Raw genomic sequence first — 26,005 nt, 5'->3', positions numbered from 1 at the left:
CGTGCTGCACAAGCGCAACCCCCAACTCAACAGCCACGGCGAGCTGGTCCACCTGCTGTCCATCGAGGGCCTGCCGCGCGACATCGTCACGCACATCCTCGATACCGCCGCCAACTTCGTGAGCGTCAGCGACCGCGAGGTCAAGAAGGTGCCCCTCTTGCGCGGCAAGAGCGTGTTCAACCTCTTCTTCGAGAACAGCACGCGCACCCGCACCACCTTCGAGATCGCGGCCAAGCGCCTGTCGGCCGACGTCATCAACCTCGACATCGCGCGCAGCTCGGCCAGCAAGGGCGAGTCGCTGCTCGACACCATCGCCAACCTCTCGGCCATGGCGGCCGACCTGTTCGTGGTGCGGCACAGCGAGTCGGGCGCTCCCTACCTCATTGCCCAGCACGTGGCACCCCACGTGCACGTGATCAACGCGGGCGACGGCCGGCATGCCCACCCCACGCAGGGGCTGCTGGACATGTACACCATTCGCCACTACAAGAAGGACTTCAGCAACCTCACGGTGGCCATCGTGGGCGACGTGCTGCACTCGCGCGTGGCGCGCTCGGACATCCACGGCCTGACCACCCTGGGCTGCGCCGAGGTGCGCGTGGTGGGCCCGCGCACCCTGGTGCCGTCCGACATGTCGCAGATGGGCGTGCGCGTGTGCCATACGCTCGAAGAAGGCATCAAGGACGCCGACGTGGTGATCACCCTGCGCCTGCAGAACGAGCGCATGAGCGGCGCGCTGCTGCCGTCGAGCCAGGAGTACTTCAAGAGCTTCGGCCTGACGCAGGAAAAGCTGCAGCTGGCCAAGCCCGACGCCATCGTCATGCACCCCGGCCCGATCAACCGCGGCGTGGAGATCGACTCCGCCGTGGTCGATGGCCAGCAAAGCGTGATCCTGCCCCAGGTGACCTTCGGTATTGCGGTGCGCATGGCCGTCATGTCCATCGTCGCAGGGAATGAAGCATGAAGATACTCATCCAGAACGGCCGGGTGATCGACCCCGCTTCCGGCCTTGATCAGACCTGCAGCATTGCGTTGGCCGCAGGCCGCATCGTCGGCATCAACCGCGTGCCGCCCGACTTTGCGCCCAACCGCGTGATCGACGCCGCCGGCTGCTACGTGCTGCCCGGGCTGGTGGACCTGGCCGCGCGCCTGCGCGAGCCCGGCCACGAGCACGAAGGCATGCTCGAGTCCGAAATGGCCGCCGCCGTGGCCGGTGGCGTGACCAGCCTGGTCTGCCCTCCCGACACCGACCCCGTGCTCGACGAGCCCGGCCTGGTGGAGATGCTCAAGTTCCGCGCCGAGAAGCTGCACCAGAGCCGCCTGTTCCCGCTGGGCGCGCTCACGCGCAACCTGGCCGGCGAAGTGCTCACCGAAATGGCCGAACTCACCGAATCCGGCTGCGTCGGCTTCAGCCAGGCCGAGGTGCCGCTGGCCAGCACCCAGGTCACGCAGCGCGCGCTGCAATACGCAGCCACCTTCGGCTACACCGTATGGCTGCGCCCGCAGGAGCTGCACCTGGGCAAGGGCGTGGCCGCCAGTGGCCCGCTGGCCACGCGCCTGGGCCTCTCGGGTGTGCCCGTGGCGGCTGAGACCATTGCCCTGCACACCATCTTCGAGCTGCAGCGTAGCACCGGCGCGCACGTGCACCTGTGCCGCATCAGCAGCGCCGCCGGCGTGGAGCTGATTCGCCGCGCCAAGGCCGAGGGCCTGAAGGTCACGGCCGACGTGAGCATCAACTCGCTGCACCTGACCGACGTGGACATCGGCTTCTTCGACAGCCGCGCCCGCCTGTCGCCCCCGCTGCGCCAGCAGCGCGACCGCGACGCCTTGAATGCCGCCTTGGCCGACGGCACCATCGACGTGCTCGTCTCCGACCACACCCCCGTGGACGAAGATGCCAAGACCCTGCCGTTTGCCGAGGCCGAACCCGGCGCCACCGGCCTGGAGCTGCTGCTTTCCCTGGCCCTCAAGTGGTCGCAGGACAGCGGCGTGCCGCTGCAGCGCGCGCTGGCGGTCGTCACCAGCGAACCCGCGCGCGTGCTCGGCGGCGCCCTGGGCACCCTGCAGGCCAGCGTGGGCAAGATCGTCGAGGGCGGCGTGGGCGACCTGTGCATCTTCGACCCCGCGGCCGCCTGGACGGTGCAGGGCGGCGCCCTGCGCAGCCAGGGCAAGCACACGCCCTTCCTGGGCTACGAGCTGCCCGGCCGCGTGCGCACCACCCTGGTCGGCGGGCAGGTCGCCTTCGACCGCGGCGGTTGACCACGCCATGAAGGCCCTGCGCGCTGTCTGGCGCCTGTGGCGCATGCTGGGCCATATCCTCAAGGGCATGGCCATCGTGGCGCTGCGCTTTCCCGCGCTCTCGCCCGACCAGCAGCACGCCCGCGTGCAGGCCTGGTCCATGGAGCTGCTGGCCAAGGCCGGCATCTCGCTGCGCCTGCAGGGACAGCCGCCGGTCACCGGCCCGGTCATGCTGGTGGCCAACCACATCTCCTGGCTCGACATCCCCGTGATGCATGCGGCCCGCCACTGCCGCTTCGTCTCCAAGTCCGACGTCAAGGCCTGGCCGCTCATCGGCGGCCTGGCGACTGCCGCCGGTACCCTGTACATCGAACGCGCCTCGCGCCGCGATGCCCTGCGCATGGTGCACACCATGCAGGAGTCGCTGGAGCGCGGCGAGGTGCTCGGCGTGTTCCCCGAAGGCACCACCGGCGACGGCCGCGAGATCCTGCCCTTCCACGCCAACCTGATCCAGGCCGCCGTGGCCGCCAACGCCCCCGTGCAACCCGTGGGCCTGCGCTTCGTCGACCGCACCACCGGCGACCTGAGCTTCGCCCCCAGCTACATCGGCGACGAGACCCTGGTCGGCTCCATCTGGCGCACCCTGAGCGCCCCGGCCATCGAGGCCGTGGTGCACTATGGTGAGCCGCAACTGCCTGCGGGGCGGGACCGGCGGGTGTTCACGCAGGATTTGCAAGCTGCGGTGGATCGGTTGCGGCGCAGTTGAGGGCGGGGCGCTGCGCCTTCGCTGGCAAGCCGAGCTTGTGCAGGGCCGGTCCGCTGGCTAAACTTTCGCTCTTGAGTCGCTTCACTGCCCGCTCCCCCTTGTTCTTCCGGCAACTGGCACTGCTCGCAGTGCTGATGCTGGGCCTTGCCGGAGGTGCGCGCGCATGCTCCTGCAGCAGTTCCGTTTCAACGCAGGAACGCGTGGCGGATGCAAGCTTCATCTTCGTGGCCCAGGTCGTCGCGTCGGAGGCCACCGATGACATCAAGGAACCCCAGGGTTGGTCAGGCTTCGCTGCCCGCTACAGATTGTTAGAGCTGCTCAAATCTGATGTCCCACCGCCTGCCCAGGTCTACTCGGGTGAGGGAGGTGGGGATTGCGGCGTGCCCTTGTTTCCCGCCATCTCCTACGTCTTCTTTGCAGGCCCAGAGGGAAATATCAACCGGTGCTCTGGCACCGTGATTTTTATCGCGGGCAGCCGATTTTCGGAAGACTATCTGGCCTATGTGCGGGCCTTGGCGGGCCGGATCGTGCCCTTGAAGCTCCCTCCACTGGTGGTTGTCGATGACTGGTTCGACTTGGAAATCAACTTGGCGTTCAAGGAGTTTCGTTGGGATTAGAACGGGCCTGGGACAGCCAGCCTCCAACGGCTCGCATCCGAATCGTGCCGGATGCCGTTTCGTCAATGCGGCAGCACCATTGGGCAGCTCGTGCAAAACCCCCTTGGATCGCCATCCCCGCATCGATCAATTAGCGCAGTTGTCCGACTTGCAACCAGCCCCTCCCGCGCGACACTGGCCCCATCCTTGATGATGACGGAGGCACCCTCTATGCGATTCATTCAACAACTGGGCGTGTGGACGGTCCTGACCCTCAGCTCCGTGGCCGCCGTGGCCCAAGGCGTCAACACGCCCGCCATCGTGCCCGGGCTGCGGCCGGCGGTTCCCCCCGCATCCACCCCCTACCAGCCCCCGGTGCCATCGACCAGCACCACCCCGCAGCAGACCCCTGCGCCGCCACCCAGCCAGACCCCGGCCCAAACGCCCGAGCCGCCGCCCTCCCAGTCGCCTTCCGAGACACCGCGCGAGCCGGTGGCTGCGCCGCCTGTGCAGGGGTGAGGTAGTCGCACACCTGTGCATCCGGGGAGCCGTGTTTCAGCAGGCGGACTTGCCACCAGCTTCTGCGCCAGTACAGTGGCGCCATGCCCCACTTCTTTCCGCAGGCTTTCATGGAGCCTGCCGTGCCGTTGAGCGATCTCGTCCAGACCATGCACGCGCATGCGGCCCGGTTGCGTGCGTTGCATGCCCTCATCGGCGAAACCTACGCACAGCATTCGGCCTCGGCGGCGGCCTGCAAGCAGTGGCAGGACGCGTGCACCGATTTTCATGGTGCGTACGGCGACCTGTTCTTTCCGGGTGGGGAGTTGGCGTGGGAGCAGTTCATCGATGGCAGCAGCCCCGATGTGGGGTGCGCTCTGGCGTTCCTGCAGGCCGACCCGTGGTACCACCGGTCGGGTTACCACAAGCAGGTGGTGTGGCACCGTTTCAAGCGCACCGTGCTGACCCGTGATGACCTGCAACTCCTCGAAGAGGTGGCACTGGACTACCTGGGGCGGCTGGTGCGCAGGGAGTTCTGGCACATGGTCCGCTTTGTGCGGCTGCGGGCCGGGGCCCGCTTCTGGCAGCGTGTGGAGCAGATGGCGAGCGACCCGGTGCGCTCGGCGCCGGCCATCAAGGCCACCTGGCTCGTGCTGGCCCGGCAGAACAAGCCAGTGCACCGTGCCATTGCCAATGAGGTGCGGCGTGCACGCTACCAGCCGGGCTACCAAGCCGTGCTCGATTTTCGCAGCCGGCCCGAGGGCTGACTGAACACTGCCGGGCGTTCATTCTCCATGGACACCCGCCATCACAGCCACCAGCCGCTGCTCGAAGTGATCGAACACATGGCGAAAATCGAGAACGCCTTCCTGGTACAGCGCCAGTACGCGGTTGTCTTCGTCGGTCAGCCCTGGGCCCGACTGCAGGGACAGCGCCGATTTCAGGTGGGCGATATCACCGGCCCGCGTTGCCAGGGGCCGGTCGTCAAGCTGTTGTTCCAAATCGGCAACGCAGGCTTGCAGTGCCAATACTTCGGTCGGAACCAGCTTTCCATCCGTGTCATGGCTGAATTTCATGGCGCGCTCCATGGGCCGCCTTGCGCGGGACTGCCGGGCGGATATTCGGTGCCATCATAGCGTTCAGCGCAGCGCCTGCCGTCCCGTTGCCGTGCGTGCTACTGCCAGACAGCCGGAGTAGCCTGCCCGCCCGAAACCGTGCATATTCCACATTTGCGGCGCCACGGGTTTGTGCACCTGCGTGCAAGTGCTCCCAATTGCCTTATCGTCCGCACCAGTTGAAAGCCTGCCTGCATCCTATACCGGGGGCGCAAGGCTCCACTCACACTGCCGGGAGGGCACGACCATGAACCTGATCGAACGCGTCAAGAGCATTCTTCTCAAACCCCAGGAGGCCTGGGCCACCATCGATGCCGAGCCGGCCGATGTGGCGGGGCTGTACACCCAGTACCTGATGATCCTGGCGATCATCCCGGCCGTCTGCGGTTTCATCGGCATGTCGCTGGTGGGTTTTGGTGGCTTCGGCTTCACCGTGCGCGTGCCCATCCTGTCGGGTCTGGCCAACATGGTGATCTCGTACGTGCTGAGCCTGGTGGGCGTGTTCGTGCTGGGCCTCATCATCGATGCCCTGGCCCCCACCTTCGGCGGCCAGAAGAACTCCATCCAGGCGCTCAAGGTCGCGGTCTACGGCAGCACGGCGGCCTTGCTGGGCGGCATCTTCAGCCTGCTGCCGGCCCTGGCCATGCTGGGCTTTGTCGCGGCCCTGTACTCCATCTACCTGGTCTACCTGGGCCTGCCGGTGCTGATGCGCAGCAACCCTGACAAGTCGATCGCCTACACCGCCGTGGTGATCGTCGCGGGCATCGTAGTCGGCATCGTCATCGCGGCCGTCAGCTCGCTGTTCATGCCCCGCGGTGGCGCCATGTTCAGCGGTGCCGATGCGCCTGCGATCTCGGTGAACACGCCTGGCGGCAAGGTCACCATCGACACTGCCGGCCTCGAAGCCGCGAGCAAGAAGATGGAAGAGGCCGCACGCCAGATGGAAAAGGCCCAGAAGAGCCAGGACCCTGCCGCCATTGCAGCGGCCAACAGCGGTGCCGTGGCGGCTGCCGCCGGCATGATGGGTGGCGGCCAGGCCGTGGCGGCCCAGTCGCTCAAGGCCGCGCTGCCCGAGCAACTGCCTGGCTTGCCACGTACGGGTTTTGACGTGCAGGACGGCGCGGCCCTGGGCCTGCCCACCAGCCAGGCCAGTGCCTCCTATGGCAGCGGCGACAAGCGCGTGCGCATCGAGATCATCGACATCGGCGGCCTGGGCCAGATGGCGGCCCTGGCCATGGGCATGGGCCAAGGCGAGAAGGAAGACCAGAGCAGCGCCGAGAAGACCTGGCAGGAAAACGGCCGCACCCTGCACCAGAGCTACCAGAAGGACGGCAGCCGCGCCGAGTTCAAGACCGTGCTCAAGAACGGCCTGGTGGTCGGCATCGAGGGCGACCGCGTGGGCGTGCAGGACCTGCGCGGCATGCTCTCTCAGGTGGACCTCAATGCCCTGGAAGCCTTGCAGCGCAAGCCCAAGGGCTAAGGCCATCACTGGGGCATGCGCGGGCTACGGCCCGCATTTTTTTGCCTGTGCACCGGGGCGGGTAGACTGGACCAACCCAGGCCTTTGTCCTGGATGCAAGGTCCCATGAACGACACCATTGCCCCTGCCGCACCCGCCACGCTGTACCAGCGCGTGATGGGCGGCGACTTCGACCGGCTGTCCTCGCCGGTGGCGCGCTTTCACCGCCTGGCCGGCCCGCAGGTGCTGCATGGCCAGGTGCAGGTACAGGCCCCGGCATCGCTGCTGGGCCGTGTGCTGGCCTGGGGACTCGGGGCGCCGCTGCAGGCGGGGCGGGGCGCGATCCGCTTCGAGCTCGACGCCACGCCTGGCGCCGAGGTCTGGACGCGCATCTTCCCCACGCGCACCATGCGCTCCACCCTGCGCGAGGCGCCGGGCTTCGTCGAGGAGCACATGGGCGCGGCGCGGTTGCTGTTCGGCCTGTCGGCCGTGGAGGGCGGCCGGCTGGAGATGCGCCTGGTGCGCATGCGCTTTCTGGGCATACCCTGCCCGCGCTGGCTGCAGCCGGCCATCGTGGCGCGCGAGACGGGGCAGGGCGATGACGAACTGCACTTCGACGTGCAGGCCAACGTGCCCTGGATCGGCCGTGTCGTGGCCTACCAGGGGCATCTGCAGGTACCGGTTTCGCCACCATGATTGTCGTCTTCGACGCCCCAATGCCGTGATCGTCGTCTTCGACGCCAAGTGCCTGCTGTGCAATGGCTGGGTGCAGTTCCTGCTGCGCCACGACCGCGCGGGCCGCATCCGCTTTGCGTCCATCCAGGGGCAAGAGGGCCTGCGCCTGCTGCAGGCGGCCGGCTTGCAGGTCGATGGCCTGCAGACCCTGCTGGTGGTCGAGGAAAAGGAAGAAGGCGCTCGCACCTGGCAGCACACCGCAGCCATCCTGCGCATCCTGCACCGCCTGGGCTGGCCCTGGCGGCTGGCGTGGGTGGGCTGGCTGGTGCCTGCGCCGCTGCGCGATGCGCTGTACCGCTGGGTGGCGCGCAACCGCTACCGCATCTGGGGACGGTCTGAGGTGTGCATGGTGCCCGCCCCGGAGCATGCCGGGCGGTTTCTGGATTAGATTCGGGCCTTGACGTGGAACAGCGCGGTGCGGCCCTCGGTATCAGGGCTGGGCGCAAAGCTGTACTCCAGCGGCGCGCTCGCATCGCGGGCAATGGTCAGAAGGCCCAGGCCGGCGCCCTTGCTCAGGGTGTCATTCGCGTTGTGGTCGGGGTTGCGCAGCTGCTCGCGGTAGCTTTGCTTGATCTCTTCCAGGCTCATGGCGCGCAGGGCGTCGAGCTTGTCGGTCAACCGGGGCACATGCGCCACATCGACGGCATTGCTGCAGACGATCCAGTACTGGGGAGCGGCCTCGGCCTCCTGGCCGCCTTCGGGCAGGTCTTTGCCCACACCGATGGCACCCTTGGGTCCGGTGGCCGCATCAGCGGCCAGCGGCGCAACGCCGCCCTCTTCGGGCGGCACCGCGTAGTGCAGGATGTTGTGTGCCATCTCCACGAAGGTGGAGAACAGCTTGCGCTTGGCCGGGCCCGAAGCGTCCTCGGTGGCCAGGCGCTGCTTGAGCGAGTCGGCCGCCGCGGCCACCACGGCCGGGGTGAACTCACCGGCGTAGTAGAACAGCACGCCGCAGTCCTGCGCGTTGGCCTGGAAGCGTTCGAAATCGGGGCCGTTCATACGGCGGCTCCGCGCGTGGAAAAGGGGGCGGGGGCGGCGCAGACCCCTGTGGCCGGGCACCTGTCGAGGAAAGGCATGCGGGAAGAATCGGTGGTATTGCTACGAATTGCAACCGATTCTTGCCGCCTTGCATGACGGCGCCGTGACGCTTGCGTGAAGCGTTTCAGGCCACCCGGGCTTCGGCCTCGCGCGGGAAGGTCACCACATGGTTGGCCTCGGCGCGGATGCCGATCCATTCGCCCACCGCGTGGTCGTGGTGGCTGGGCACATGGGCCACAACGGTCTGTCCGCTCGCCAGGCGCAGGGTGTACAAAAACTCCGAGCCGCGGAACGACTTGCGCACGATCTGCGCCTGCACCGCCGAGGCGTCGTCGTGCACGATGTCGTCGGCGCGCAGCAGTACGTCGCACTCGCCGCCGGGGTAGCTCGCGGGCAGGGGGCACTCGGCCAGGTCGGTGAGCTCGCCCACGGGCGTCTGCGCCACCACGTTGCTGCCGCGCTGCACCAGCGTAGCGGGCGCGAACACGCCATGGCCGATGAAGTCCGCCACGAAGCGTGTGGCCGGGCGGTGGTACAGGGTATAGGCGTCGTCCCACTGGTGCAGCTGGCCCTCGTGCATCACGCCGATCACATCGCCGATGGCAAAGGCCTCGAGCTGGTCGTGCGTGACGAACAGGGCCGTGGCACCGGCCGCCTTGAGGATGCCGCGCACCTCGTGCGCCAGGCGCTCGCGCAAGTCCACGTCGAGGTTGGAAAACGGCTCGTCCAGCAGCATCAGTTGCGGACGCGGTGCCAGCGCGCGTGCCAGCGCCACGCGCTGCTGCTGCCCGCCCGAGAGTTCGTGCGGAAAGCGCTGCTCGCTGCCCGAAAGGCCCACCAGCGTGAGCACCTCGGCCACGCGCGCGGCCTGCTCGGCGCGCGGCAGGTGGTGGATGCCAAAGGCCACGTTGCGCCCCACCGAGAGGTGCGGAAACAGCGCATAGTCCTGGAACACCATGCCGATGCGCCGCTCTTCGGGCGGCACGCTCACGCTGGCGCTGCTGACCACCTGCTGGGTCAGGCTGATCTGCCCTCCCGACACGGGCTCGAGCCCGGCCACGGCGCGCAGCAGGGTCGTCTTGCCGCAGCCCGAGGGGCCGATCAGCACGCCGATATCGCCCGCGCGCAGGCCCAGGGACACGTTCTGCACGGCGGCGCGGGGGCGACCTGCATAACGCACTTCAAGTTGGGAGACCTCTAGGAACATGGCCCCATTTTAGGTGGGCGGAGGCAAATGCTTAAAATTCGCATTTGCATCTCCGATCTTCCCTGGTGTCTTGCCCGGGCCGGCGTGCGTTCTTTCTTCTGCCGAGCCCCCCTGCCTTGCGCCGCACACCCTTTCGCCTCCACACCCTTCCCCTGGTCCTGCTCGCCGGCATCCTGGTCCTGCCCGTTCTGGCGGTGCTGGCCTCGTGGCTGCCGATCGGGCAGGCCGATGCGCTGGCCGGGCCCATCCTGCGCGAGATGGCCTCCACCGTGCTGCCCGGCTATGTGGCCACCACGCTGTGGCTGAGCGTCCTGGTGGCGCTGGGCGCGGCCACCGTGGGCACGGCCGCGGCCGCGGCGGTGACGCTGTTCGACTTCCCGGGCCGGCGCACCTTCGAGTGGTTGCTGCTGCTGCCGCTGGCCATGCCGGCCTACGTCACGGCCTATGCGTACACCGACTTCCTGCAGTTCAGCGGCCCGCTGCAGGTGGGGCTGCGCGCCACCTTCGGTCTCGAAGGCCGGCTGCTGCCCGAGGTGCGCAGCCTGGGCGGCGCGGTCTGGGTGTTCATCTTCTCGCTCTACCCCTATGTCTACCTGCTGGCGCGCACCGCGCTGGGCGAGCGCGCCGCGCACCTGATGGAGGCCGCGCGCCTGCTCGGTGCGCCGCTGCCGCGCCGCATCCGCGCCGTGGCGCTGCCGCTGGCGCGCCCGGCCGTGGCCGCCGGCGTGGCCCTGGTGCTCATGGAGACGCTGGCCGACTTCGGCGTGGCCAGCTACTTCGGCATCCAGACCTTCACCACCGGCATCTACAAGGCCTGGCTGTCCATGGACAACCGGCTCGCCGCCGCGCAGCTGGCCACCATGCTGCTGGTGGTGGTGATGGCCCTGTTGCACCTGGAGCAGCGGGCGCAAAAGCGCATGCGCTTTGCGGGCGGCCTGGGCCGCGCCGGTTCGGCCGAGGCGCAGCCCCTGGCGCTGCGCGGCGGGCGCCGGCTGCTGGCCTGGGCCGTGTGTGGCCTGCCGGTGCTCATGGGCTTCGTGGCGCCCGTGGTTTTCATGCTGCGGCCGCTGGCGGCCGACTGGTCGGTGCTGCCCTGGGGGCGCTTCATCGAGTGGGCCGGCAACAGCGTGCGCCTGGGCGCCATCACCGCCGTACTGGCCGTCATCGTCGCGCTGGCCCTGGCCTTCGCGGTGCGCCGCAGCGCCGACCGCGTGACGCGCGGCGTGGTGCAGCTGGTGAGCCTGGGCTACGCCGTGCCCGGCGCCGTCATCGTGGTCGGGCTGCTGTTGCCCGTGGGCTGGCTGCAGGCGGCCATGCCGCAATGGGGCGTGGGCGCCCTGGTCACGGCCACGGCCGTGGGCATCGTCTGGGCCTATTTGGTGCGCTTTTGCGCCGTGGCGCTGCAGTCCATGCAAAGCGGCTATGCGCGCATCCCGCAAAGCCTGGACGACTCGGCGCGCATGCTGGGCACCGGCAGCGTCGGCCTGCTGGCGCGCGTGCACTGGCCCTTGCTCAAGCGCTCCACCGCCGCCGCCGCGCTGCTGGTCTTCGTGGACGTGATGAAGGAGCTGCCCGCCACCATGGTGCTGCGCCCCTTCAACAGCGACACCCTGGCCGTGGTGGCCTACCAGCTGGCGCGCGACGAGCGCCTGGGCGAGGCCGCGCTGCCCTCGCTGGCGCTGGTGGCCGTGGGGCTGGTGCCAGTGATCTTGCTCAGCCGCACGCTGAGGTCGAGCAAGCGCTAGTAGTCCGCTGGTCGCAGCACCTTGCGGCAAACCGGGTAACCTGCGCGCCATGCACGCCCGAGTTCTCCGCTACCTCGACGAAGTGGTCCGCCGCGGTTCCATCCGCAAGGCGGCCGAGCACCTGCACGTGGCGCCCACGGCGGTCAACCGGCAGATCCTGGACCTGGAGGCGGAGCTGGGCGCGCCGCTGTTCGACCGCATCCACAACCGGCTGCGCCTGACGCCACTGGGCGAGATGGTGCTGGCCCATGTGCGCAGCACCCTGCGCGAGCATGCCGCGCTGCGCGAGCGCATTGCCGAGTTCAAGGACGAGCGCCGCGGCGAGATCACCGTGGCCACCACGGCGGGTCTGGCGGGCTCGCTGCTGCCCTCGCTGGTGCATGCCTTCCGCCAGCGCTACCCGGGCATCGCGGTGCGCATCATCGACCTGCCGATTGCCGAGATACCGGCCGCCGTGGAGCGCGGCGATGCCGAGCTGGGCCTGGGTTACGACCTGTCGCTCAAACCCGCCGTGCGCACGCTGTCGGCCAGCGAATGGCCCATCGGCGCCGTGGTGCCGCCCAAGCACGCGCTGGCGCGCCATTCCTCCGTGTTGCTCAGCGACTGCGTCGGCCATGCGCTGATCCTGCCGGCGCCGCAACTGACCATCCGCACGCTGCTCGACGCGGCCTTCGAACGCAATGCCATCAAGGTCACGCCCGTGGCCGAGTCGACCTCGATGGCGCTGATCCTGCGTCTGGTGGTGCTGGGCGAGGGCATCGCCCTGCTCAACCCACTCGATGTGATGGAGGAGCGCGCGCGCAACGCCCTGGTCTTCGTGCCGCTGCGCGACCCCCACCTGGCGCGCCAGACCCTGGTGCTGGCGGCGCGCGCGAAGGGCCAGCTCAGCCCCGCGGCCGAGCTCATGGCGGCCAACATCGGCGACGCCCTGGCGCGGCTCTTCGCCACGGCACGGTAAGGCAGGGCAGGGCCTTGCGGGTGTCCACATTTTGTGGACACCATTGGCGCAAATCGGCGCTATCGCGGATGCAGCGGCGTTCCTAGACTGGCGCCATCGAATTGCGACCCAGAGAAGCCGCCCCCATGACCACACAGACCGCCACGACCCCCCTGATCGCCCTGAACGCCGATGTCCTCGTCACCATGGACGCGCAGCGCCGCGAGATCCGTGATGGCGCCCTGGTGGCCGATGGCCCCGCCTTGCAGTGGGTGGGCCCCACGGCCGAGCTGCCGCTGGAGTACCGCCGCATGGCCGACGAGGGCCGGGCCCGGGTGCTCGACATGCGCGGCCGGGTGCTGCTGCCCGGCCTGGTCAACACCCACCACCACATGTACCAGAGCCTCACGCGCGCCGTGCCCGCGGCGCAGGATGCCGAGCTGTTCTCCTGGCTCAACAACCTCTACATGCTGTGGTCGCACCTCACGCCCGAGATGGTGCATGTATCCACCCAGACGGCGATGGCCGAGCTCATGCTCTCGGGCTGCACCACCACCAGCGACCACCTGTACCTGTACCCCAACGGCGCGCGCCTGGACGATGCCATTGCCGCCGCTCAGCAGATGGGCATGCGCTTTCACGCCGCGCGCGGCTCCATGAGCCTGGGCCGCAGCAAGGGCGGCCTGCCGCCCGACGTGGTGGTGGAGGAGGAAGAGGCCATCCTGCGCGACAGCCTGCGGTTGATCGAGCAGTACCACGACGCCTCGCGCCACGCCATGCTGCGCGTGGTGCTGGCGCCGTGCTCGCCGTTCTCGGTGACGCGCGACCTGATGCGCGAGTCGGCCCTGCTGGCGCGTGCGCACGGCGTGTCGCTGCACACCCACCTGGCCGAGAACGACAACGACGTGGCCTTCTCGCGCGAGAAGTTCGACATGACCCCCGCGCAGTACGCCGAGAGCCTGGGCTGGGTGGGCCGCGACGTCTGGCATGCGCACTGCGTCAAGCTCGACCCCGAGGGCATCGCCCTGTTCGCGCGCACCGGCACGGGCGTGGCCCACTGCCCCTGCTCCAACATGCGCCTGGCCTCGGGCATTGCGCCCGTGCGCAGCATGCGCGATGCCGGCGTGCCCGTGGGCCTGGGGGTGGATGGCAGTGCATCCAACGACGGCGCCCACATGCTGGGCGAGGCGCGCCAGGCCCTGCTGCTGCAGCGCGTGGGCCACGGCCCCGCCGCCATGGGCGCGCGCGAGGCGCTGGAGATCGCCACCCTGGGCGGCGCGCGCGTGCTCAACCGCGACGACATCGGCGCGCTGGCGCCCGGCATGTCGGCCGATTTCGTAGCCTTCGACATGTCTTCGGTGGGCTTTGCCGGCGCGGGTCATGACCCGGTGGCGGCCCTGGTGTTCTGCACGCCGGCCAACGTGGACACCAGCGTCATCAACGGCCGCGTGGTGGTCGAACGCGGCCGCCTGCTCACGGCCGACCTGCCCGTGGTGCTGGGGCGCCACAACGCCCTGGCGCAAACACTGTTCGAGCGGGCCGCCGCCGGCCACTGATTCCCTTTCTTCACCCCACCACTCACCACCGGGCTGCCCCTTCGCGGGCGGGCCCGGTTCGACCTGGGCGCCTGCCGCCCACCACCGCACGCAAGGAGCCACGGCAACGCGCCCCACCAGAGACTGCATTCCTCACATGACGACAAGTGCCTTTGCATAAAAAAGGCCAACGGACAAGGAGACAAAGACAATGGATCAACAACTGCTTTACCAGGTGGAAGACCGGCCCCCGATGCTGGCCACCGCGGTGCTGCTGTCGCTGCAGCACCTGCTGGCGGCGCTCGGCGGCATCATCGCCGTGCCGCTGGTGGTGGGCGGCGCGCTCAAGCTGCCGGCCGACCAGATCGTGGCCCTGGTGAATGCCGCACTGCTGGGCTCGGGCATCGTCACCATCATCCAGTGCAAGGGCGTGGGTCCCGTGGGCATTCGCCTGCCCTGTGTCATGGGCACCAGCTTCGCCTTTGTCGGTGCGGGCATCAGCGTGGGCCTGGAGCATGGCGTGGCCGGCATCCTGGGCTCGTCGCTCGTGGGCTCGCTGGTGATGATCGTGGGCAGCTTCTTCATGCCGGTGATACGGCGCTTCTTTCCGCACACCGTGACCAGTGTGGTCGTGACCCTGATCGGCCTGTCGCTCACGCCCGTGGCGGTGGACTGGGCGGCCGGCGGCGTGGGCGCCAGCGACTACGGCGCCGTGGGCCACCTGGCGATTGCCGGATTCGTGCTGGCGCTGGTCATCGGCTTCGTGCAATGGGGCAAGGGCATCGTCTCGGCCAGCGCTGTGGTGCTGGGCATCGCCAGCGGCTATGTGCTGTGCCTCGGGCTGGGGCTCATCGACTTCACCCAGGTGCGCGAGGCGCCGGTGTTCGCCATCCCGCAGCCGCTGCACTTCGGCATGGCGTTCCCGGTCTCGGGCATCCTTGCCATGTCCATCGCCTTTTTGGTCACCATCGTCGAGACCACGGGCACCTTCATGGCCCTGGGCGCGGCCACGCGCACGCCCATCCCGGGCAAGCGCCTGGCCAGCGGCATCCTGTGCGACGGTGTGGGCTCGGCCTTCGCGGCGGTGATGTCCAGCCCGCCGCTGTCCACCTTTGCGCAGAACGTGGGCGTGGTCTCGCTCACCGGGGTGGCCAGCCGCCACGTGGTCACGCTCACGGGCGTCATGCTGCTGCTGGCCGGGCTGTTTCCGGTACTGGGTGCGCTGGTGGTGACCATTCCGCAGCCGGTGCTCGGCGGCGCGGGGCTCATGATGTTCGCGATGATCGTCTCGGCCGGCATCCGCATGCTGGCCAGCACTGCGCCCTCGCGCCGCAACACGCTGATCATCGCTGTCTCGCTGGGCTGCGGCCTGGCCGTCACGGTGCGGCCCGACCTGCTGGCGCGCATGCCGGCCTTCGTGCGCGAGGTCTTCGGCTCGGGCATCACCGTGGGCGCGCTGGTGGCCGTGGGCCTGAACCTGCTGCTGCCCGGGCGTGAGCGCGAGGAAGACGAGCCCGCCTGAGCCCGCCCATGAAAAAGCCGCCCGAAGGCGGCTTGCTGTGTGCTTGCCCAGTGGAGGGCGAAGCGGCTCACTCGTGCCAGTCGGCGTGCTTTTCGCAGAGCTTGTTGGTCTCCTTGCCCTTGCGCGTTTCGGCAAAGGTCACGAGGTTGCCCTTGAAGTCGTCGGGCGTCTCGTTCCACATGCAGGTGCACCAGGCCTGGGCCTTGGTCTGGCCGCGGACGGGGCTCTTTTCGTCACCGCCCTCGTAGAGCTTGGCGGCATGGCTCAGGCACTGGCGGTACTGGCCATCGCCTGCGGGTGGGCTGTTGTAGTCGGTTGCGGCCAGGGCGGACGTGCCTGCGGCCAGGACGAGGAGGGCGCCGGTGAGCGCGGTGCGGATCGATTGCATGAAAGACCTCTGCCAGGTGGTTTTTGGCGTTGAAGATGGCGGGGCCTGGGTGCGTGCGGCAAGGCTGCCCGCTGCGTGCCACCCAGGTGTTACGCAGTGTATCCTCATGAAACAAAAGGTTTCAATCTTATTTTGCATGTGATCTGGCTATCTGCACCGAGCCACGCCACGGCCGCACCAGCCGCCGCCAGCCCACCACCACGCCCGTGGCGCTCAGCACCAGACCGCCCAGGCTCAGCACGATGAGCAGCGCATCCCACAGCGGCCGGTGCGCCAGCAGCGGGCCCCAGTCCCAGCTGTGCAACAGCGCAAACAGCCAGCGGCTGGCGCGGCGGTGGTTGTCGCTCTTGTCGAGCACGGCGCCGGTGTGCGGGTCGATGTGCACCCAGGTGGCAGGGGCGTCGGCAAACACCACGCGCAGCACGGGCAGGGGCTTGTTGTCGCCGCCGCCGGTCATGGTGTGGGCGGCGCGGCTGTAGTAGTGCAGGTCGTAGCCGTGCAGCAGTTCGGTGTGCGCCACCGGGTCGGGCAGCAGGCGTGCGGCGGCGGCCTGCAGTTCGGCCGGATCTGGAGTGTGGGGCTGCGCCGTGGCGGCGTCGCGCACGGCCGGCGCGCCCGTGGGGCTGGCCGCCAGCACCAGTGTGTGGCCGGCGTGGCGCACCCAGCGCAGTTCGCGCGTGTTGGGCGATGCCGCCGCCAGCAGGGCCTGCACGCTGGCGGCCTGCGCGGGCAGCCGCAGCGGGCCGCCGTGCATGGCATGGCTGCGCAGGGCGGGGGCGCCGCTGTCGAAGACCTTCCAGGGGTTCATGGACATCAGGCCGCTGAAGATCCAGGTCAGCGTCGCGGCGGCGAACAGCAGGCCGAAGACATGGTGCCAGCGCATCATGAAGCCCCGGTAGGGTGAGCGTGAGCCGCTCTTGTAGCGCCGCGTGAAGCGCCAACGCAGCACGCCCACCACCGTGCCCGTGAGTGTGAGCACGATGCCCGCGATGGACAGCCAATTCACGATGTCGGCCCACCAGCCGTCGAAAACGTTGCCGCGAAACGGGTAAAGCCAGTGGATCCAGGCGCCCACGTAGTTCCAGCCGCGCTCGCTGCGCGTGGCGTCGCGCACCACTTCGCCCGTGGTGCCCGAGATATACACCTCGGTGCCCGCCGCGTCGCCCAGGGCCACGTGGTGCAGGGGGCGGTGTGCATCGAGTGCACGTGAGTGGGTGAAGGCGTCTTCGTCCAGCGTGCCCAGGTGGCGCAGGGCGTTCTCCGATGCGCCCGCGAAGGCCTGCGCCGTGGCCATGGCCCAGGCCGCATCCACACCGCGCAGCACCTCGCCGGTGGTTGCATCGACCACGGTGGCCGGCCGGCGCTTGGGCGCGCCCTCGGGCTGCACCAGGTACACGGCGCGCCCGCCGCTGGCTGCGGCCAGGCGCAGGTCGGCCAGGGGTTGGCCCTCCATTTCCGCGGCGCGCAGCGCGTCGGCGGGTTCCAGCGCGATGGATGCGCCGCGCAACGGCGCCAGGTGCTCCAGGCGCTCGGTGGCCGTGAGCTTGGGGTAGCCCACGTACATCATCACCACACCCGAAAAGAACCACATGGCGAAGAAGGCGCACAGCACCACGCCCGCCCAGCGGTGCACGAGGTAGAGCCAGCGCTTGGCGTGCTGCTGCATGCTGCGGCCCCCGTCAGAACGCAGTGTGCAGCGTGAGGTCCGCCGTGCGCGGCGCACCCAGGTAGACCTGGTCGCGCACTTCGGCCGCGTAGGTGCGGTCGGTGGCGTTGCGGATGCGCGCGGTGAGCGTGGTGGCGGGGCTGAGCTTCCAGCCCAGGCCCAGGTCGAGCAGGGTGTACGACGGCCAGTATTTCGTGTTGGCCGCGTTGCCATACACCTTGCCCACATGGCGCAGCCCCGCGCTGGCCGTGACGGTGGGCGTGATGGCGTACGACACCCAGAGGTTGGCCACGGCCTGCGGCACCAGGGCCGGCACCTTGCCCGCCATGGACACGCCGCCCTGCACAAAGTTCTCGTAGCGCGCACGCGTAAGCGCCAGGTTGCCCTGAAGCTGCCACTGCGCGCTGGGGCGCAGGCCGGCCGACAGTTCGATGCCGCGCGAGGACTGCTCGCCCACCAGCAGCGTGAGGTTGGGGTTGGCCGGGTCCTGCGAGGCGATGTTCTGACGCCGGATCTCGTACACCGCCACGGTGGCACTGCCCTTGCCGTTCCAGAAGTCGAACTTGCTGCCCAGCTCGACCTGGCGACCGGTGGTCAGCTCGCTGTTGTTGCGCACGTCGGCAAACGAGGCCGAGGCCAGCGAGCCCGAGGGCGGGTCGGCCGCGTTCGAGGCCTGGGCGTACAGATTGGCGCCGGGCGCGATGTCCCACACCACGCCCAGGCGGCCCGTGGTGGGGTGGTAGTCGCGGCTGAAGGTGGCGGGCGCGGTGGCCGTCACGGCGCGGCGGTTCACCAGGTCCAGGCCGATGCGCTCGTGGCGCAGCGCGGTGACCAGGTTCAGCCCGGGCACCAGCGCCGTGCGGTTCTCCAGGTACAGGGCGGTGGTCGTGGCCTTGTTGTCCTTGTCGGCGCTGTAGACCGGCGAGGTGCCCGGGATGTCGAAGAAGTTCTCGGTCGTGAACTGGGTGGGGTTCACTGTGCTGACGGTGGTGGAGAGGCTTTGCGGAAAGCGCGTCTGCCTGTTCACGCTCACGTCCAGGCCGAAGGCCCAGTCGCTTTTGCGGCCCGCCAGCTGGCCCTGGTACGTGCCTTCGATGCGGTTGCCTAGCAGCGTCTGGTCGTGGCGCTGCAGGAAGGGCGAGGTGCGCACCACGGCGGTGTTGGCGGCGTTGAAGGTGTAGATCTCCACGTTGCGGTAGTCGCGCAGCGCATCGTAGGCATAGAAGGTGTTGCGCAGCTGCAGCGCATCGGACACGCGCCACTGCGCCACCGAGCGCAGCCACTGCGCGCGGTGCTCGTACAGGCCGTCGGCGCTGTTGTAGTTGGCAAAGCGCGTGGCCGGGTCGATGCGCAGCGCGCCTACGGCCGGGTTGAGCACCGGCGTGCCCCAGTAGGGCCGGTCCACATGGTCCTTCTGGTATTCATAGGCCAGGGTGTGTGTGAAGCCACCGCCCAGGTCCGACAGCAGCGAGGTGGCCAACTGCGTGGCCTGCGTCTGGGTGCCCGTGGTCCAGCTGCCCACGTCGCGGTGGTTCAGGTCGATGCGTGCGAAGTGCGCGGGGCCGGCCCCTTCGCTGCTGCCGGCGCTACCTGCGATCTGCCGGTTCAGCCCCACCGAAGCCTCCTTGAGCCCGTAGGAGCCCAGCCGCAGCTGGCCTTCGGCGAAGTTGCCGCGCTCGGCCGTCTTGGTGAGGTAGTTGATCGAGCCGCCCACGCCGCCCGAGCCGTAGAGAAAGCTCGACGCCCCGCCGATGGCCTCCACGCGGTCGTAGATCCAGCTGTCCACCGCGCGCGTGGCGCTGCCGTACTGCGGGTTGATGCCGTTGTACAGCTGCGCCACCGAGTTGGCTGTGAAGCCGCGGTAGCTGGCGGCCATGGAGCCGGGCGCGTTGTGCGCGCTGACGCCGGGCACGGCGCGCAGGATCTCCTGCGTGTCCTGCGCGCCGCGCGCGTCGATGGTGGCGCGGTCCACCAGGGTCACCGAGGCCGGCGTCTCGCGCACCGTCAGGCCCAGGCGGCTGCCGGTGGCCACCGGCGCATCGAGCTGCAGCCGGCCGTTGGGCTGGGCCGCGGCGTCGATTACGTCGACCGCCTGCAGGGTCGGGGCGGCCTGCTGAGCGGCCGCGCACAGCGGCACCAGGGCGATGAGGAGGGCCGCATGCAGCGGCGACAAGGTGAACAGGGCGGCGGGTGCGGCAACACCAGTCGAAAGGGAACGGGACATGGCACAACTCTCTGGCGGACGGCGGCACCTGGCGACAGGTGCGTGCCGTCCGCAACACGGACAGGAACGAAGGCCGCGCAGCCCTGGCGTCCAGGGGCCTGCGCGAGCGGCGGTCGGGTCAGAGGGCGGTGGGGGGCCCGCGTGCGGGCAGGGGGGCCGCGGTGATGGCGGCGATGCGCGCCGCCTCCACGGGCTGCACGGCGTGCGCCAGCGGCTGCGGCATGGGGACAAAGGCCGTGGGCACCGAAGGCGGTGCGCCCACGGTGCTGGCGCACAGCGGGCAGTCCATGCCCATGCTGCCCATCTCCACGGTGCCATCGTCGGTCTGCACCAGCAGCTTGATGGTGCCCGCGCCCGAGCAGATCACCTCGATGGGCTGCGGGTTCACCAGCGGCGCGGCAATGGCTACGCCCATGGACGCCATGAACCAGGCCAGCACCAGGAGGCGCAGGGCGGCAAAGGTTCGAAGGGCGTGCATGGGGCGCAATTATGCAGGCAAGCCGCCAAAAGCAATCGGGCGCCCAAGGCGCCCGATTGCTGTGCGCCAAGCCAGGACGGATCAGGCCTGCGTGTACGCCGTCTTCACCGTGGTGTAGAACTCGGCGGCATAGCGGCCCTGCTCGCGCGGGCCGTAGCTGCTGCTCTTGCGGCCGCCGAACGGGACGTGGTAGTCCACGCCGGCCGTGGGCAGGTTCACCATCACCATGCCGGCCTGGGCGTGGCGCTTGAAGTGCGTGGCGTGCTTGAGGCTGGTGGTGGCGATGCCGCTGGCCAGGCCAAACGGGGTGTCGTTGGCCAGGGCCAGCGCTTCCTCGTAGTTCTTCACGCGCTGCACGCTCACCACGGGGCCGAAGATCTCTTCGCGGTTGATGCGCATGCCGGGCGTGGTCTCGGTGAACAGGGCCGGGCGCAGGTAGAAGCCGGGTGCGCCGTCGGCGTTCTTCTCCAGGGCTTCGCCGCCAAAGGCAAGCTTGGCGCCTTCCTGCTGGCCGATGCCGATGTACTCCAGGTCCTGCGCCAGCTGGCGGTCGTCCACCACGGGGCCGATGTCGGTGCCGGCCTTGCGTGCGTCGTCCACCTTCAGGGTCTTCATCTTCTCGATCACGGCGGCCACGAAGCGGTCGTGGATGCCTTCGGTCACGATCACGCGGCTGCTGGCCGTGCAGCGCTGGCCGGTGGAGAAGAAGCCGCTGTTGACGGCAGCGCCCACAGCCACGGCCAGGTCGGCGTCGTCGAGCACCACGAAGGGGTTCTTGCCGCCCATTTCGAGCTGCACCTTGGCGCCGCGCGGCACGCAGGCCGCCGCCACGCGCTGGCCCGTGCCCACCGAACCGGTGAAGCTCACGCCGGCGATGCGCTCGTCTTCCAGCAGCACCTGGCCCACGTCCGAGCCGCGGCCCATCACCAGGTTGAACACGCCGGCCGGCAGGCCCGCGCGGTGCAGGATGTCGGCCAGCGCCCAGGCGGAGCCTGGCACCACCTCGGCGGGCTTGAACACCACGCAGTTGCCGTAGGCCAGGGCCGGGGCGATCTTCCAGGCCGGGATGGCGATGGGGAAGTTCCACGGCGTGATGATGCCGATCACGCCCAGGGGCTCGCGCGTGATCTCGATGCCCACGCCGGGGCGCACCGAGGGCAGCACCTCGCCGCCGGGGCGCAGCGCCTCGCCGGCGAAGAACTTGAAGATGGCGGCCGCACGGCCCACTTCGCCAATCGCCTCGGGCAGGGTCTTGCCCTCTTCGCGGGCCAGCAGGTCACCGAGCTCGGCCTTGCGCGCGATGATCTCGTTGCCCACGGCATCGAGCACGTCGAAGCGCTGCTGCGGGGTTGACAGGCTCCACGCCGGGAAGGCCGCGTGCGCTGCCGACACGGCCTCCAGCGCCTGCTCGCGGCTGGCCACGGCGTAGTCGCCGATCACGTCGCGGGTGTCCGAGGGGTTGGTGTTGCGGTAGCCGCGGACGCCTTCGGTCCAGGTTCCGCCAATCAGGTTTGCATGCATGGTGTGGTGCAGGTAGTGGGAAAGTGGTGGCAACGGTGCCGAACAGGCCGCCGGCCCGCCGCACGGGCCTGGCCGCAGCAACAAGGCGCCTGCGCGGAGCAGTGCATTGTGCAGCGGTTGCCGGTGTGCGGTGGCAGGGGACCCATTCTGGCGTGCCTTAGAAAGCCGTGCGCACGCCGACCTGCGTGACGCTCTTCTGGCTGATGAAATCCTTGAGTCCGCCGGTCGATTGCGAGGCCGACGCATACAGGAAGGTGTTCTTGGACAGCGCGTAGCGCGCACCCACGGCGACCTTGCCCAGGGTGTCGTTCTGGCCGGCCGCGTTGGCGTACTTCACACGCGTGTAGTTGGCGCCCAGCAGCACGAAGGAGCCCACGGGCACCTCCACGCCGATGGTGGTGCCGTCGCTGCGGTCCATGGCGAAGGTGTTGGTGCCGGTCACGGTCAGGTTGTTGCCCGTGAAGGCGCCGTTCACCGAGGTGGTGGCCAGGTCGCGGTTGCGCTGCACGCCGCCCAGCACCTTGACCACGCCGAAGTTGTAGTTGGCCGCCACCGTGAGCGACTTGTTCACGTTGTCGCCCGTGGTGCGCGAGCGGTTCCACTCGTACGACAGCGCGCTGTTGAACGGGCCCTGGGCGTAGCTGAGCTTGACGCCGTAGAAGCGGTCGGCCGTGCCCTCGCCGGGCGCCACCTGGGCCGCTGCCTGGAAGCCGCTGTAGTTGACGGTCTGCACCTGCAGCACATTGTCGGCGCGCGGCGCGTTGAGCCACAGCGGCAAGGCCTTGCCGGCGTTGGTCACGCCGGTGCCGGGATTCAGCGTCAGGGCGTTGGTGAAGGGGTTGCTCAGGCCCATGACCGAATCTTCCAGGATGTACTGGCGGCCCAGGCGCAACTCGCCCACCGTGGACGAGGACAGCCACACGAAGCCCTGGCGACCGAAGGCGCGGCCGCCCTGGCCGAAGGTGCCGTTGTCGGCATTGAAGCCGTTTTCCAGCAGCACGCCGGCCTTCAGGCCGCCGCCCAGGTCCTCCACGGTGCGGATGCCCCAGCGCGAACCGTTCAGGCCGTTGGTCGTGCCGTCGTTCATGGCCGTCACGCTGCCGCCGCCCGAGCGCGAGCCCGCGCTGTAGTGGCTGACGTTGAGGTCGACCAGGGTGAACAGCGTCACGCTCGACTGGGCCTGGGCGGCCGGCGCAGCGGCCAGCAGCGCAGCGCAGGCGGCCAGGGACAGGTGGGAAATTTGCGTCTTCTTCGTCATGGTTTTGTCTCTCTCTCGTTCTCGTCTCTTGTTTTCTTCAGGGTTGATGAAAGCGGGGATGGAATGGATGGGGCGGGCGGGCTCCTCGGGTGAATGGGCAGGGCACTGCGCCGGTACGGCGCAGCGCGGTATCGGGTGTTGGCGGTGGTGCGGGGTCGACCCGCGGGCGGTGGGGCTCCGCGGCGCTCAGCCGGCCGCGGCTACCGGGGCCGCCGGGGAGTCCGGCAGATGTCTGACCTCACAAGGTCCCATGCCGGTCGGCGGCGCGCATTTCGGTGGGGTCATTGGACAAAAACTCCCAGGCAATAAGGCGTGCGCTGGGGCGCGCCAGGGCTTCGGGGCCGGGGCAGCGGACACAACGCGGTGATTTGTTGTATGTCATCGTACAACAAAATGCGAAGTCATGGCTTCGGGTTAGTACGGACACGGCCCGAGGGGCCGCGCTCCGGGGAAGCAGTGGAGCAGGGTGAGGGGGGCGGGGGCCAGGCCCCCGGGGGTCAGCCGGCCTCGGCCTGGGCGCGGCGACGCCGCTCGCGGCTGTTGGCCAGGTGGGTGCGCATGGCCGCGCGCGCGCCATCGGGGTCCTGGCCGACGATGGCGTCGTAGATGCTCTCGTGCTCGCCGTTCACGCGGCGCAGGTACTGGCGCAGGTCGCTCTGGCTGTCGCCGGCCTCGAGCCGCGCGCGCGGGATGATCATGCTGCCCAGCGTGCCCATCAGCTCGGCGAAATGGCTGTTCTGCGTGGCGCGCGCGATCTCCAGGTGGAACTGGAAGTCCGACGCCACGGCGTCGCGCCCTTCGTCCACGGCCTTGGTCACGGCATCCAGCGCCACGCGCATGGCGGCGATGTTGGCGTCGGTGCGGCGCTGCGCGGCCAGCGCGGCGGCCTCGGTCTCGACGCCTATGCGCAGCTCCAGCACGGCGATCACGTCGCGCAGCGTGCTGAACTGGTCGGGGGTGATCTTGAAGCCCGGCGCCTGCCCCAGGCCCAGCACGAAGGTGCCGATGCCGTGGCGCGTTTCCACCAGACCCGAGGCCTGCAGCTTGGAGATCGCCTCGCGCACCACGGTGCGGCTGACCTCGAACTCGGCCATGATCGCCGCCTCCGTGGGCAGCTTGTCGCCCAGCGCCAGGCGCCCGTCGCGGATGCGGTCGCCCAGGGATTCAACCAGCTCCAGGGCCAGGGTGCGGGGCTTGCGGCGAAGGGCGATGGCGGTGTTCATTTCTCGGTGTTATCCCTATGTGATCGGGGGGCGCTTGGGAGTACATTGCATTCGCGTTGTACGACAACTGATGACGTGCAACGAAGCATACCGCCACTGTACCAAGAACATTCCGAATTTCCATGCCTTGTCACCCGACACCGATCCGATTCAACCGCCTGCTGCTCACCGGTGCCGCCGGCGGTCTGGGCCGTGAACTGCGCACCCGTCTGAAGGCCTACTGCACCACTTTGCGCCTGTCCGACATCGCCGAACTGGGTGCCGAGGCCGCTGGCGAGGAAGTGCACCCCGCCAAGCTGGAAGACGCCGCCGCCATCCACGAACTGCTGGCCGGCGTGGACGCCGTGGTGCACCTGGGTGGCGTGTCCACCGAACAACCCTGGGACGCCATCCTGCCGGCCAACATCGTCGGCGCGTACAACCTGTACGAAGCCGCGCGCAAGCAGGGCGTCAAGCGCGTGATTTTTGCCAGCAGCAACCACGTCACCGGCTTCTACCGCCAGGACGAGGTCGTGGGCCTCAAGGACCCGGCCCGGCCGGACGGCCTGTACGGCCTGTCCAAGGCCTTCGGCGAAGACCTGTCGCGCTTTTACTTCGACCGCTACGGCATCGAGACCGTGTGCCTGCGCATCGGCTCCTCCTTCCCCGAGCCGCGCAACCGCCGCATGCTCGCCACCTGGATGAGCTACGACGACCTGGAACGCCTGGTCGTCGCCAGCCTCACCGCGCCCGTGGTGGGCCACAGCACCATCTACGGCATGGGCGACAACACCACCACCTGGTGGGACAACACCCTGGCGCGCCACATCGGCTACCGGCCACAGGACAGCTCCGAGCCCTTCCGCGCCAAGGTGGAGGCGGCCGACCCGTCGCCCGACCTCTCCGACCCGGCCGTCATCTACCAGGGTGGCCCCTTCGTGCGCACCGGTCCCTTCGAGTGAGTACCCCCGCCATGGAACTGCTGCTGCCCGACCACCGCGACCAGGTGGGCGAGAGCCCGCTGTGGTCTGTCACCGAACAGGCGCTGTACTGGGTGGACATCGAAGGCCGCGCGCTGCGCCGCCTGCGCTGGGCCGACCGCCAGCTGACCAGCTGGGCCACGCCCGAGCGCCTGGCCTGCATCGCCCTGCATGCCGACGGCGGCCTCATCGCCGGCATGGACACCGGCCTCTTTCACCTGCGCCCGGCCGATGACGGCACGCTGGCCTGCACCCTCATCTCGGCCGTGCAGCACCCGCAGGACGGCATGCGCTTCAACGATGGCCGCTGCGACCGCCAGGGGCGCTTCTGGGCCGGCACCATGGTGCGCGACATGGCGCTCGCCCAGCCCGCCGGCGGCCTGTACCGCCAGGATGTGCGCGGCCTGTCTGTGCCCCAGGTCGAAGGCCTGGTCACGCAGAACGGCCTGGCCTTCAGCCCCGACGGCGCCACCATGTACCTGAGCGACAGCCACCCCAGTGTGCAGAAGGTCTGGACGCTGGACCTGCACGACGATGGCAGCCTGGGCCCCCGGCGCCTGTTCGTGGACATGCGCGAGCTGCCCGGCCGGCCCGATGGCGGCGCCATCGACGCCGATGGCTGCTACTGGATCTGCGGCAACGATGCCGGCGTGGTGCACCGCTTCACGCCCGAGGGCGTGCTTGACCGCTCGCTCAGCGTGCCGGTCAGCAAGCCCTCGATGTGCAGCTTCGGCGGGCCCGACCTGGACCTGCTGTTCATCACCTCCATCCGCCCCGGCCAGCCGCAGGGCAACGACATTGCCCACGGCGGCGCGGTCTTCGTGGCCCGCCCCGGCGTGCGCGGGCTCGCAGAAGCCCCGTACCGCGCTGCCTGAGCAGCGCAGCACCGCACACCCC

The 26,005-nt window shown here is 69.2% G+C and carries 25 protein-coding genes; 15 read left to right on the top strand and 10 right to left on the bottom strand.

All coding sequences use genetic code 11. The features are described 5' to 3' along the window. Position 1 precedes the first annotated feature (1 nt). The 6 genes from PMI14_RS09245 to PMI14_RS33460 all read left to right on the top strand — a co-directional run bounded on the left by PMI14_RS09245 (position 2) and on the right by PMI14_RS33460 (position 4,865). Entirely contained in the window at positions 2-964 is a 963-nt protein-coding gene (locus tag PMI14_RS09245; protein ID WP_007853143.1) for an aspartate carbamoyltransferase catalytic subunit, read from the top strand. Then, positions 961-2,259: a dihydroorotase gene (locus PMI14_RS09240; RefSeq protein ID WP_007853141.1), complete on the top strand. Its 1,299-nt coding sequence runs from the start codon at positions 961-963 to the stop codon at positions 2,257-2,259. Before PMI14_RS09245 ends, PMI14_RS09240 begins: the two co-directional genes overlap by 4 nt. A 7-nt stretch (positions 2,260-2,266) precedes the next feature. Beyond that, positions 2,267-3,004 carry a 1-acyl-sn-glycerol-3-phosphate acyltransferase gene (locus tag PMI14_RS09235; protein ID WP_007853138.1) on the top strand — a complete coding sequence of 246 codons (738 nt, stop codon included), beginning with the start codon at positions 2,267-2,269 and terminating at the stop codon, positions 3,002-3,004. A gap of 98 nt (positions 3,005-3,102) precedes the next feature. Next, positions 3,103-3,621, top strand: coding sequence for a hypothetical protein (locus tag PMI14_RS09230; RefSeq protein ID WP_035202986.1), 519 nt, complete (start codon positions 3,103-3,105; stop codon positions 3,619-3,621). A gap of 210 nt (positions 3,622-3,831) precedes the next feature. Beyond that, the gene (locus tag PMI14_RS09225) at positions 3,832-4,119 is read left to right on the top strand and encodes a hypothetical protein (RefSeq protein WP_007853128.1); all 288 of its coding nucleotides are present in this window, start codon (positions 3,832-3,834) and stop codon (positions 4,117-4,119) included. Between the two features lie 83 nt (positions 4,120-4,202). Further along, positions 4,203-4,865, top strand: a complete 663-nt coding sequence (locus PMI14_RS33460) for a hypothetical protein (RefSeq protein ID WP_007853126.1) — start codon at positions 4,203-4,205, stop codon at positions 4,863-4,865. Between the two features lie 18 nt (positions 4,866-4,883). Here the strand turns inward: PMI14_RS33460 and PMI14_RS09215 are convergent, their stop codons facing one another. Continuing rightward, positions 4,884-5,174: a hypothetical protein gene (locus tag PMI14_RS09215; protein WP_007853123.1), complete on the bottom strand. Its 291-nt coding sequence runs from the start codon at positions 5,172-5,174 to the stop codon at positions 4,884-4,886. A 286-nt stretch (positions 5,175-5,460) separates the two neighbouring features. Between PMI14_RS09215 and PMI14_RS09210 the strand changes: the two genes are divergently transcribed. From PMI14_RS09210 to PMI14_RS09200, 3 genes are all read left to right on the top strand, one after another. After that, a complete protein-coding gene (locus PMI14_RS09210) occupies positions 5,461-6,693 on the top strand; it encodes a Yip1 family protein (RefSeq protein WP_007853120.1) in 1,233 nt (410 codons plus the stop codon). A 105-nt stretch (positions 6,694-6,798) separates the two neighbouring features. Further along, positions 6,799-7,368 carry a DUF4166 domain-containing protein gene (locus PMI14_RS09205; RefSeq protein WP_007853117.1) on the top strand — a complete coding sequence of 190 codons (570 nt, stop codon included), beginning with the start codon at positions 6,799-6,801 and terminating at the stop codon, positions 7,366-7,368. 25 nt (positions 7,369-7,393) lie between these two features. Further along, the gene (locus PMI14_RS09200) at positions 7,394-7,795 is read left to right on the top strand and encodes a thiol-disulfide oxidoreductase DCC family protein (protein WP_007853114.1); all 402 of its coding nucleotides are present in this window, start codon (positions 7,394-7,396) and stop codon (positions 7,793-7,795) included. Here the strand turns inward: PMI14_RS09200 and PMI14_RS09195 are convergent. Both PMI14_RS09195 and PMI14_RS09190 read right to left on the bottom strand, forming a co-directional pair. Further along, positions 7,792-8,406 (bottom strand): SiaB family protein kinase, encoded by a 615-nt coding sequence (locus PMI14_RS09195; protein WP_007853113.1) that lies wholly within the window; start codon positions 8,404-8,406, stop codon positions 7,792-7,794. The genes PMI14_RS09200 and PMI14_RS09195 overlap by 4 nt on opposite strands. 163 nt (positions 8,407-8,569) lie before the next feature. Next, a complete protein-coding gene (locus PMI14_RS09190) occupies positions 8,570-9,652 on the bottom strand; it encodes an ABC transporter ATP-binding protein (RefSeq protein WP_007853112.1) in 1,083 nt (360 codons plus the stop codon). A 116-nt stretch (positions 9,653-9,768) separates the two neighbouring features. Here PMI14_RS09190 and PMI14_RS09185 point away from each other — a divergent pair, with 116 nt between their 5' ends. The 4 genes from PMI14_RS09185 to PMI14_RS09170 all read left to right on the top strand — a co-directional run bounded on the left by PMI14_RS09185 (position 9,769) and on the right by PMI14_RS09170 (position 15,391). After that, on the top strand, positions 9,769-11,397 hold the full coding sequence (locus PMI14_RS09185; protein ID WP_007853111.1) for an iron ABC transporter permease: 1,629 nt from the start codon (positions 9,769-9,771) through the stop codon (positions 11,395-11,397). 49 nt (positions 11,398-11,446) lie between these two features. Next, positions 11,447-12,355 carry a LysR family transcriptional regulator gene (locus tag PMI14_RS09180; RefSeq protein WP_007853110.1) on the top strand — a complete coding sequence of 303 codons (909 nt, stop codon included), beginning with the start codon at positions 11,447-11,449 and terminating at the stop codon, positions 12,353-12,355. A 125-nt stretch (positions 12,356-12,480) separates the two neighbouring features. Continuing rightward, positions 12,481-13,890: an 8-oxoguanine deaminase gene (locus PMI14_RS09175; protein WP_007853101.1), complete on the top strand. Its 1,410-nt coding sequence runs from the start codon at positions 12,481-12,483 to the stop codon at positions 13,888-13,890. 190 nt (positions 13,891-14,080) lie between these two features. Further along, entirely contained in the window at positions 14,081-15,391 is a 1,311-nt protein-coding gene (locus PMI14_RS09170) for a uracil-xanthine permease family protein (RefSeq protein ID WP_007853098.1), read from the top strand. Positions 15,392-15,458: 67 nt separating this feature from the next. On the opposite strand, the gene PMI14_RS09165 is transcribed toward PMI14_RS09170, so the two are convergent. The 7 genes from PMI14_RS09165 to PMI14_RS09135 all read right to left on the bottom strand — a co-directional run bounded on the left by PMI14_RS09165 (position 15,459) and on the right by PMI14_RS09135 (position 24,149). After that, positions 15,459-15,779 (bottom strand): hypothetical protein, encoded by a 321-nt coding sequence (locus PMI14_RS09165; RefSeq protein ID WP_007853096.1) that lies wholly within the window; start codon positions 15,777-15,779, stop codon positions 15,459-15,461. 127 nt (positions 15,780-15,906) lie between these two features. After that, positions 15,907-17,445: a PepSY-associated TM helix domain-containing protein gene (locus tag PMI14_RS09160; RefSeq protein WP_007853093.1), complete on the bottom strand. Its 1,539-nt coding sequence runs from the start codon at positions 17,443-17,445 to the stop codon at positions 15,907-15,909. Between the two features lie 13 nt (positions 17,446-17,458). Beyond that, entirely contained in the window at positions 17,459-19,669 is a 2,211-nt protein-coding gene (locus PMI14_RS09155) for a TonB-dependent siderophore receptor (RefSeq protein ID WP_007853091.1), read from the bottom strand. A 118-nt stretch (positions 19,670-19,787) separates the two neighbouring features. Then, the gene (locus PMI14_RS09150) at positions 19,788-20,147 is read right to left on the bottom strand and encodes a DUF2946 family protein (RefSeq protein ID WP_007853089.1); all 360 of its coding nucleotides are present in this window, start codon (positions 20,145-20,147) and stop codon (positions 19,788-19,790) included. An 81-nt stretch (positions 20,148-20,228) separates the two neighbouring features. After that, on the bottom strand, positions 20,229-21,668 hold the full coding sequence (locus PMI14_RS09145; protein WP_007853086.1) for an aldehyde dehydrogenase family protein: 1,440 nt from the start codon (positions 21,666-21,668) through the stop codon (positions 20,229-20,231). 157 nt (positions 21,669-21,825) lie between these two features. Then, the gene (locus tag PMI14_RS09140; RefSeq protein ID WP_007853082.1) at positions 21,826-22,926 is read right to left on the bottom strand and encodes a porin; all 1,101 of its coding nucleotides are present in this window, start codon (positions 22,924-22,926) and stop codon (positions 21,826-21,828) included. 497 nt (positions 22,927-23,423) lie between these two features. Continuing rightward, positions 23,424-24,149 carry a FadR/GntR family transcriptional regulator gene (locus PMI14_RS09135; protein WP_007853081.1) on the bottom strand — a complete coding sequence of 242 codons (726 nt, stop codon included), beginning with the start codon at positions 24,147-24,149 and terminating at the stop codon, positions 23,424-23,426. A 122-nt stretch (positions 24,150-24,271) separates the two neighbouring features. Here PMI14_RS09135 and PMI14_RS09130 point away from each other — a divergent pair, with 122 nt between their 5' ends. After that, positions 24,272-25,090: an NAD(P)-dependent oxidoreductase gene (locus PMI14_RS09130; protein WP_007853080.1), complete on the top strand. Its 819-nt coding sequence runs from the start codon at positions 24,272-24,274 to the stop codon at positions 25,088-25,090. 11 nt (positions 25,091-25,101) lie between these two features. Beyond that, entirely contained in the window at positions 25,102-25,983 is an 882-nt protein-coding gene (locus tag PMI14_RS09125; RefSeq protein ID WP_007853078.1) for an SMP-30/gluconolactonase/LRE family protein, read from the top strand. The last annotated feature ends 22 nt before the right edge of the window (positions 25,984-26,005 follow it).

The sequence above is a fragment of the Acidovorax sp. CF316 genome (assembly GCF_000276605.1).
Taxonomy (GTDB): domain Bacteria; phylum Pseudomonadota; class Gammaproteobacteria; order Burkholderiales; family Burkholderiaceae_C; genus Acidovorax.
Note: the sequence above shows the minus strand (reverse complement) of the source record. Positions and strands in the feature narration are given on the sequence as shown.

Coding starts and splice junctions, on each gene's coding strand:
- PMI14_RS09155 (WP_007853091.1), bottom strand. CDS start 19,669: ATGTCCCGTTCCCTTTCGACTGGTGTTGCCGCACCCGCCGCCCTGTTC.
- PMI14_RS09195 (WP_007853113.1), bottom strand. CDS start 8,406: ATGAACGGCCCCGATTTCGAACGCTTCCAGGCCAACGCGCAGGACTGC.
- PMI14_RS09175 (WP_007853101.1), top strand. CDS start 12,481: ATGACCACACAGACCGCCACGACCCCCCTGATCGCCCTGAACGCCGAT.
- PMI14_RS09190 (WP_007853112.1), bottom strand. CDS start 9,652: ATGTTCCTAGAGGTCTCCCAACTTGAAGTGCGTTATGCAGGTCGCCCC.
- PMI14_RS09165 (WP_007853096.1), bottom strand. CDS start 15,779: ATGCAATCGATCCGCACCGCGCTCACCGGCGCCCTCCTCGTCCTGGCC.
- PMI14_RS09225 (WP_007853128.1), top strand. CDS start 3,832: ATGCGATTCATTCAACAACTGGGCGTGTGGACGGTCCTGACCCTCAGC.
- PMI14_RS09125 (WP_007853078.1), top strand. CDS start 25,102: ATGGAACTGCTGCTGCCCGACCACCGCGACCAGGTGGGCGAGAGCCCG.
- PMI14_RS09240 (WP_007853141.1), top strand. CDS start 961: ATGAAGATACTCATCCAGAACGGCCGGGTGATCGACCCCGCTTCCGGC.
- PMI14_RS09205 (WP_007853117.1), top strand. CDS start 6,799: ATGAACGACACCATTGCCCCTGCCGCACCCGCCACGCTGTACCAGCGC.
- PMI14_RS09145 (WP_007853086.1), bottom strand. CDS start 21,668: ATGCATGCAAACCTGATTGGCGGAACCTGGACCGAAGGCGTCCGCGGC.
- PMI14_RS09180 (WP_007853110.1), top strand. CDS start 11,447: ATGCACGCCCGAGTTCTCCGCTACCTCGACGAAGTGGTCCGCCGCGGT.
- PMI14_RS09170 (WP_007853098.1), top strand. CDS start 14,081: ATGGATCAACAACTGCTTTACCAGGTGGAAGACCGGCCCCCGATGCTG.
- PMI14_RS09210 (WP_007853120.1), top strand. CDS start 5,461: ATGAACCTGATCGAACGCGTCAAGAGCATTCTTCTCAAACCCCAGGAG.
- PMI14_RS09135 (WP_007853081.1), bottom strand. CDS start 24,149: ATGAACACCGCCATCGCCCTTCGCCGCAAGCCCCGCACCCTGGCCCTG.
- PMI14_RS09215 (WP_007853123.1), bottom strand. CDS start 5,174: ATGAAATTCAGCCATGACACGGATGGAAAGCTGGTTCCGACCGAAGTA.
- PMI14_RS33460 (WP_007853126.1), top strand. CDS start 4,203: ATGCCCCACTTCTTTCCGCAGGCTTTCATGGAGCCTGCCGTGCCGTTG.
- PMI14_RS09140 (WP_007853082.1), bottom strand. CDS start 22,926: ATGACGAAGAAGACGCAAATTTCCCACCTGTCCCTGGCCGCCTGCGCT.
- PMI14_RS09160 (WP_007853093.1), bottom strand. CDS start 17,445: ATGCAGCAGCACGCCAAGCGCTGGCTCTACCTCGTGCACCGCTGGGCG.
- PMI14_RS09235 (WP_007853138.1), top strand. CDS start 2,267: ATGAAGGCCCTGCGCGCTGTCTGGCGCCTGTGGCGCATGCTGGGCCAT.
- PMI14_RS09130 (WP_007853080.1), top strand. CDS start 24,272: ATGCCTTGTCACCCGACACCGATCCGATTCAACCGCCTGCTGCTCACC.
- PMI14_RS09150 (WP_007853089.1), bottom strand. CDS start 20,147: ATGCACGCCCTTCGAACCTTTGCCGCCCTGCGCCTCCTGGTGCTGGCC.